Origin of the sequence: Synechococcus sp. R5-12 (assembly GCF_047502655.1) — a bacterium.
Lineage (GTDB): Bacteria > Cyanobacteriota > Cyanobacteriia > Thermostichales > Thermostichaceae > Thermostichus.
Map to the genome: position 1 here is coordinate 1 of NZ_JANSIM010000061.1, position 6,918 is coordinate 6,918.

8 protein-coding genes are annotated in these 6,918 nt (G+C 57.6%); 2 read left to right on the forward strand and 6 right to left on the reverse strand.

The window, feature by feature from the left end; all coding sequences use genetic code 11:
* Positions 1-194 precede the first annotated feature (194 nt).
* A complete protein-coding gene (gene psaC / locus NW843_RS04090; protein ID WP_414350136.1) occupies positions 195-443 on the reverse strand; it encodes a photosystem I iron-sulfur center protein PsaC in 249 nt (82 codons plus the stop codon).
* A 200-nt stretch (positions 444-643) separates the two neighbouring features.
* Between psaC and NW843_RS04095 the strand changes: the two genes are divergently transcribed.
* Positions 644-1,036 (forward strand): hypothetical protein, encoded by a 393-nt coding sequence (locus NW843_RS04095; protein WP_414522193.1) that lies wholly within the window; start codon positions 644-646, stop codon positions 1,034-1,036.
* Positions 1,037-1,062: 26 nt separating this feature from the next.
* On the opposite strand, the gene NW843_RS04100 is transcribed toward NW843_RS04095, so the two are convergent.
* From NW843_RS04100 to NW843_RS04120, 5 genes are all read right to left on the reverse strand, one after another.
* Positions 1,063-1,425, reverse strand: coding sequence for a DUF3493 domain-containing protein (locus NW843_RS04100; protein WP_011432201.1), 363 nt, complete (start codon positions 1,423-1,425; stop codon positions 1,063-1,065).
* 3 nt (positions 1,426-1,428) lie between these two features.
* Positions 1,429-2,070, reverse strand: coding sequence for a hypothetical protein (locus NW843_RS04105; protein ID WP_011432202.1), 642 nt, complete (start codon positions 2,068-2,070; stop codon positions 1,429-1,431).
* A gap of 125 nt (positions 2,071-2,195) precedes the next feature.
* A complete protein-coding gene (locus NW843_RS04110) occupies positions 2,196-3,497 on the reverse strand; it encodes a gamma-glutamyl phosphate reductase (protein ID WP_414522194.1) in 1,302 nt (433 codons plus the stop codon).
* A gap of 137 nt (positions 3,498-3,634) precedes the next feature.
* A complete protein-coding gene (locus NW843_RS04115) occupies positions 3,635-4,087 on the reverse strand; it encodes a hypothetical protein (protein ID WP_414522195.1) in 453 nt (150 codons plus the stop codon).
* Positions 4,088-4,144: 57 nt separating this feature from the next.
* On the reverse strand, positions 4,145-5,446 hold the full coding sequence (locus tag NW843_RS04120; protein ID WP_414350140.1) for a hypothetical protein: 1,302 nt from the start codon (positions 5,444-5,446) through the stop codon (positions 4,145-4,147).
* A gap of 328 nt (positions 5,447-5,774) precedes the next feature.
* Between NW843_RS04120 and gshA the strand changes: the two genes are divergently transcribed.
* Positions 5,775-6,918: glutamate--cysteine ligase (gene gshA, locus NW843_RS04125; protein ID WP_414522196.1), on the forward strand; the 1,144-nt coding region annotated here is incomplete at its 3' end.

Genomic DNA, 6,918 nt, shown 5'->3' on the forward strand with positions numbered 1-6,918 from the left:
TAAAGCCCGCACCCTGCGCATAGCGCGGGTGTCGGGTAGTTTACCAAACAGCTTAAGACCTGCCATACGCCACAGCCTCTCCCCGGAAGAGGGAAAGGCTGGAACTGGGTTGGGAAGTAAACTGCTTTTCTGGTACTCTGGAATACTTGTGCTCTGTGGGCAGTTGAGAGTGGGGTTGCGGCCAGGTGCCCCCATCAGTAGGCTAAGCCCATGCTGCGGGTGGTTTCGGGGCCAAGGTAGACTCGGATGCTCAGAAAATCGGTGGGACAAGCGGTTTCACAGCGTTTGCAGCCAACGCAGTCTTCGGTGCGGGGGGCAGCCGCGATCATCCCAGCTTTGTTTTTTCCCTTCCAGGGCACCATCTCCAACACGTCGGTGGGACAAGCCCGCACACACTGAGTGCAGCCGATGCAGGTGTCGTAGATCTTGACCGAGTGAGCCATTAGCGTTCTCCAGTCGAGCAGGTTGAAACGTTAAAAAGAGGTTTACCGAATCCGCAGGGCAGCAGCATCGCTGCGCAAGTGCCCTCAGTGTACAGTAGTCCTGGGAAGCCTCCAAAATCTCCGATCCAAATGTTCAAACAAATTTACATCCGGTGGGCCAATGGGAAGGTTGCTGGGGTTGGGCTAGGATCGGCCTGAAGATGACAGGACAAGGGATCCTGAACATGGGGCGCTCGGTGCAAGATTGGCGAAGGCAAACTCAGGGCAATCTGCGTCGTCTGGGGCCGATTTTGCTGGAGATCTTCGAGGAAAACGTCCCTCGCCTACGCCAATGGGATCAGCAGCTCACCGACTGGGTGCGCAGCCACCGCTGGGGGGTGGATCCGTCTCTGCCCAAGGTGGCTATCTATGTCCTGGGCGCAGTGGTGATCCTGGCGATCCCACTTCTCACGTTTGTGGCTTTGGGGGCCTTTCTGACCTTTCTGGGTGTCCAAATTGTCCAAAAGTGGTCACAAGGGGATCCCGCTCGCCAAACTCAGCGCCGCTATCTGCGCAGTGCTGACGCGGATGATGATGACTTTGATCTGGATTGAGAAAGGGGCTGCGGGGAATGGGCGGGCTAACTGTCCGCCGACCGTTGGGGCTCCTGGGAGTCTTGCTGCATGCCCAAGCGTTGTTTGACCTGTCTGATCACCTTCTGGTGAGAGCGGTTTTCCAGCCTGTTTAGGCCGATGGCGCCGGCCAGGATCCCCAACTGTAAGGCCAAGCTGGGCAAGGTGGTGTTCAAGTCCCGTCCCGCCAGGGCTCGAAAGAAAAACACAAACGCCCCGATGGTAGCCGAGAACCCCACCGCCAAGTAGATGAAGCGCCGCAAGCTGCGGTAGGGAGCGGCCAGCTCCGTCAACAGCCTCACCTGCTCTGCTGAAGAGGGATCCCGCCGCTGCGACAGGGGCGATCTTGGCTTGGGATCGGAGTCTGCCATTGGCTACACCTCCTCAGGCAACAAGAGGGGCTCCCGACCGGAAACCCCCGCCAAAACGGCTTCGGCAGCGCGGCAGGCGGCCAGAATATCTCGCTCTTCCCCTCCCAAGTACACGCGGCCAAAGCTACCGAAAGGCATCACTTCTAGGATGTTGATCTGGGCAGATTTTTCTGCCTCGTTGGCAGCCAGGGGGGCATAGCCTGCCGGTTGCACCTCCAGGATGTAGAGGGTTTGGCCAGCCAGGAGCATTTGGCCACGGCGGGAACGGTTAATCAACTGGGTTTGGTGGGGATCGATGTTGCGGATGATCTGGCTGGAGATGATGCGGGGCTTGAGGCGCTCCTGTTCACTCACCCCTAAGGCAGCCAGAATCGCCCGTCCGGCGGTGCGGGTATCCCCTTGGTTGCTGGAGTGTACTTCCAGAAGGCCGTAGAGGCGTTCCACCACCTGCAGCCCCGGCCTCACCGAGGTGGCCTTCAGGGCAATATCCATAACGCGGTTGATCTCGATGCCGGGGGAAATCTCGACCCACAAAGAAGTGTCCCCAGGCAGGGGCAAAAAGCCGTAGGCTACTGTGCCCAGATAAGCAGCATACTGGGGTTGCAGCCGATCCAAAAACACGTAACTGCGAAGGTCGATCCCCAAAAAAGTCCTCCCTTTGGGCTCGGTTGGATGGTGAGCTGATGTCGATCTATTCTTTACTATTCTTATTCTTCTCCAGCCTCATCGCAGCTCTTGGGTCCTTGGGCGGGCCGACCAACCTTCCAGCTCTACAGGTCACCCTGAGCCACCACCTTCACCGTTGTCAGGGCTTCCACGTCGATGGGCCCGCGCACGTGCAGCCGCTGGGTAGAAATGCCCAAAGACAGGTCGCGAAACGCTCCCAACGTGGGGATCCCAGCTCCCCGGCCTGCCGAGAGGGGGGAAGTGTTGATGTGGATCAGGGCGGCATCCACCTCTTGGAGAAAGCGTTGGGCCGCCGATTGGCTATCGGTGAGGATCGTCTCCGATTGACGGCAACCATTTTTGTTAATCCAGGCGATCGCCTCCGTCAGGTCGGCAATGGGCTGCAGGCGCAGATGAGGTCGTTCTGTCGAGTCAAAGCCTTGCCCAAGCGGCTGGAGCTGCGGGAACTGTTCCAGAATGGAGGCGGCTGCCTGGATATCGATCCCGTGACCCAGCAAGTCCTCAATCAAGGCGGTCAGATGGTTGGTGGCCCAATCGGTGTGGATCAGCAGCCAGAGGGTGAGAGGCTGATAGATGGGGATCCCTTCTGAGCCATACTGGGCGAGGGGATCCAACAAAGCCGATTTGACCAAGGGCCAAGGGGCAGTGCGATCCAGATAGATGTGGCCGTAGCCCAAATGGGTAGCCAGAGTCGGCACTTTGCTGGCCTGCAACAGGAACTCCACCCAGCCGGGACGACCGCAGGGAATCACCAGGTCTAGGTAGCGGGTTTGCTGTAACAACGGCAATAGTGGGGAATCTACTTGGGGATCTGCGGTTCGGTCTTGAGCGGGCAAGGTTTGAATGGCCCCTTCCGGGATCCCGTGCTCATAAGCCGTCTCTGCCAACAGGTTGACCATAGCCTGGTGAGTTTTCTGGATGGGACCGCTGCTGGCCAAAATCACGCCGTTTCCCGCTTTTAAGCACATGCCAATGCCATTTAGGGCAAACTCGGGGTAGATTTCATAGACCAGAGCGATCAACCCCAATGGAACGCGGTAGCGGCCAATAAACAGGCCATTCTCCTGGCGGTGCCCTTTCTCCAGCTTGCCAATGGGATCCGGCTGCTGGGCCAGGAGAGTTAGCAACTGGGCGGATCGCTGTAGACGCTCGGGGGTGAGCTTCAGGCCGTTGAGGATCCACTCCGGTACGGTTTGCTCGCGGCAACTTTCCAGGTCAAGGGTATTGGCTTCCAGCAGCAGATCGGAGCGCTCCAACAAACACCGCGAGAGAGCCAGCAGGGCCTGGCGCTTGGTTTGGCTGCTCAACCGCTGCATCTGCGGTAGTAAGCGGCGTACCTGTCGCAGAGTGGTACCCAAGTCAAAGTCTGAACCGAAATCTGTCACTTGAACTTCTCCCGCCTAGCCCATTAGAGACAGACCCGCTGCGTTCTCCAGACCACTGCTAACAAGAAATGGTTGGATCCACAAGTGCTGGGGCTGCCAATTCTGGAGACCAGTCGCTGGAGAAAATCTCACTCACCTCAGGGCCGCCGCAGCAGCAGGATCGCCGTTACCGTCAGCAGCGTTAGCAACAAGCCGAGAATCATGAACCAACTGAGCAACTGGGTTTGGGTCGGGAAGAGCACTGCGCCGATGAACCCAACCGCCAAGACAATGCCCAAGCTGAGGGTGAGGCCCAAGAGCGCGGATCCCTGTAGGGTGTTTTCCCGCCGCAACACCCATTGGTAGCCGTTCCAGAACCACATTTTGCGGTAGGGATAGGAAACGGCCAGTTGCTCGATGTACAGGCGGTCGGGGGTGATGCCAAAAATATGCTGGCAACGGCTACACCCGAAGGCTTCGGTTAGGGTGATCAGGCGTAACTGACCTTGGTGGCAGCACGGGCAGGGGTAAATTTTGGCGGGCTCAAGGGTCTGAGCGACACGCGGGGCTGAGTTTTGACGGGGAGACTTGCGGGGAGAAGAGAAGGCCACAGCTCTCAGCCGGTGAGAAGTTGGGATCCCTCACATCCTATCTTCAGGAAAGCGGAGTCAAGCCACCCAGAGATGGTGGACGTAGCGCCAAGTGAGGATTTGGTTGAGGGCGAGGAAGATCAAAGCTAGAAGCCCGTAGCCCAGCTTCAGGATAGTGCCAAGATAGCCAAGCACCCTTTGGGGGATGAAGCTGAAATCGGTGTGTTTGGCCCAATGTACCAACGCCAACACCTGCAGGATGTGAACCGGCAGGCAATAGCGGCTCATGCTTCGCTGGCCCAAGGGGCTCGTACCCGTCAGGGCAATGTAAAACATGGCCCAAGCAGCCAGATGAAATCCCAGCCGCTCCCGCCAACACTGGCTTCTACCTGCCATAACTCCTGCCGCATCCATTAAACCTGTAACAAGCAGGGATCCCAGGGTGGCAGACACAAACAGTTGGCTAAGAGCGTCAGCCCACAGCCCAGGGTCTTTCATCGGTGCAGAAAGAGAGAGTAAGCTTTGCCAGCGTTCGGCGGAAAGGACATATGTGCGAGCTTGGAAAATAGCTTGATAATTGGCTTTCACGCCGGTAAAGTAACGCTGCATTTCCAGGTAGAGATCCCAGCGTCCGAAGCGGAGCTGACAGTAGAGAAAAAAGCCCAGGCCACCCAACAGAGCCAAGCTCGCTGCCATACTCGTCCAAAACCAACGGCGGGCTTGGGTTCTCTCCCCCGCTTTCAGGAGATTCAAAAAAGGGAGCAGCGCCACCGGCAAGCCGACAATCCGAGTAGCACTCATCACCAAGCCGTGGATCCCAGCCAGGAGCATCAGCAGGGGACGGCCCCCGTGAATTGACCAGTAGAGAAAACCCAGTAGGCTGGCCATAAACAAAGACTCGCTGTAGCCCACGACCAGGTAAAAGCTGGTGGGATAAAAGAAGATGAGCAAACTGGCCAAAATTTGCCAGAGGGGGGGAATTTGCCACCTGCGGTAAAGCAGGAAAAGGTAAACCCACATCAGCCAGCAAAAGAGCTGGGCGGTGAGGTAGAGCCCCAGTTCAGGGTCAACTCCCACAAGGTGACTGATTGCGGCCACTGCTAGGGGATAGCCGGGGAAAAAAGCCACGTTGCTCTGCTCGTAGGCAATCTTGTCGAAACCCACAAACTGGTACCCTCGCCGCACAATGCTGAGATACCAATAGCTATCCCGCTGACTCAGGGCTGTGAAGGCAGAAGCATAGTCGCTCTCCTCACTCCAGAACGGGATCATGAAGATCTGCAGCACCGTCAAGGCCAAGCTGGGCAACAAGATTTGCCCTAAAAAAGGGGCAAGATGCTGCCGACCTCGCTGCAACAGATGACTGAGAGGAAAGCTCATCGCTGAATCTTTAAAGACGGAGATGTCACTTCGATTTCTTCTTGGTAATCATCTTGGTAATCATCGGCAAGGTTCACCTGCCAGAGGTCGTGGTTCCTTTTTGATCTCCACCCTAAGGCCCTGTGGATTCCTTGCCAAAGTCTAGGACTTTTGAGATACCGCTTGGTTCAATTGACACCCTCTAAGAGTGAGAGTGTAAATATTATAAAACGGCTCTAAAACAGGTCGAGAAACTTCCCCACCACCGGCCAATTCCCTGCCAAAACCTAGGACAATGAGGGGAGAAAGGAAAGGTTAGACTGGTGAGGCTGCGGCTGGAGGCTGGCCTGTGCTGTTAACCAAGGGCTTTGAGGTGGAAATGTACACCGGCACCGCCGCCGGGGAAGTGGTGGGCTTGTCGGATCGCATTTGCCAGGCTTTGCCAGGGTTTGTGCGGGAGCCGGATCGGCGCAACGTGGAGTATATCACCCCTCCCCTTCGCCGCTACGAAGACCTGCTCTGTGCCTTGTTGCGGCCTCGCCTACAGTTGCGGCAATTTTTGCGCCGTCTTGGCCCTTACACCCTTCTGCCGGGGAGTACGCTGGCTTTGGGCGGCAGCGATCACTTCGAGCGGTCGGATCCCGGCAACCCCTACCACGACTACATCGAGCGCACCTATGGCACGCGGGTGGTAACTGCTAGCATTCACATCAATGTTGGCCTGCCAGGTACGGAGGCCATCTTCCGGGCCTGTCGCCTGCTGCGAGCGGAAGCATCTCTCTACCTAGCTCTGAGCGCTTCCTCTCCTTTTCTGGACGGACGGGTGACGGGATCCCACTCCAGCCGTTGGCAGGTGTTCCCCAAAACGCCGGCTCAGGTGCCCTTCTTCCGGGATCACGCCCACTACATTGCCTGGATCCAGGAGCAGCTAGCCTTGGGCACAATGCAGAATGTGCGCCACCTGTGGGCCTCGGTGCGACCCAACGGCCCGGAGCGGCCCTACCACCTCAACCGCGTGGAGCTGCGCATTTGCGATCTGGTGGGGGATCCGGTGATGGTTCTGGCCATTACCGCCTTGGTGGAAGCCCGTCTCTGGCAGTTGCTGGCCCAGCCGGAAGCGCTGGATCCCTTGCGGGGGCCCTTTACCCCAACAGAGCTGGAGAGCCTTTGCGAAGCCAACGAGCAGGCTGCTGCTCGAGAATCGCTGCAATCTCATTTGGTCGATTGGCAGACAGGCCGGGAACGGGCGGCCCAAGAGTGGATCGAAGAGCTGCTGACCGAAGCTTGGCGCATTGGCCAACCTCAAGGCTTGGGCTGTTTTCTAGCTCCCTTGCAAACTCTGCTCCACCAGGGCAATGAGGCCCAACGCTGGCTGAAGCAAGTCAACCAGGGATCCACACCTGCCCAGGTGTACCAACAGGCCATCCAGGAGCTGGCCGAACAAGACCGAGAGAGCATGACTCTAGTCAATAATAAGCTCAACTATACTGAAA

Coding starts and splice junctions, on each gene's coding strand:
- psaC (WP_414350136.1), bottom strand. CDS start 443: ATGGCTCACTCGGTCAAGATCTACGACACCTGCATCGGCTGCACTCAG.
- NW843_RS04095 (WP_414522193.1), top strand. CDS start 644: ATGACAGGACAAGGGATCCTGAACATGGGGCGCTCGGTGCAAGATTGG.
- NW843_RS04100 (WP_011432201.1), bottom strand. CDS start 1,425: ATGGCAGACTCCGATCCCAAGCCAAGATCGCCCCTGTCGCAGCGGCGG.
- NW843_RS04120 (WP_414350140.1), bottom strand. CDS start 5,446: ATGAGCTTTCCTCTCAGTCATCTGTTGCAGCGAGGTCGGCAGCATCTT.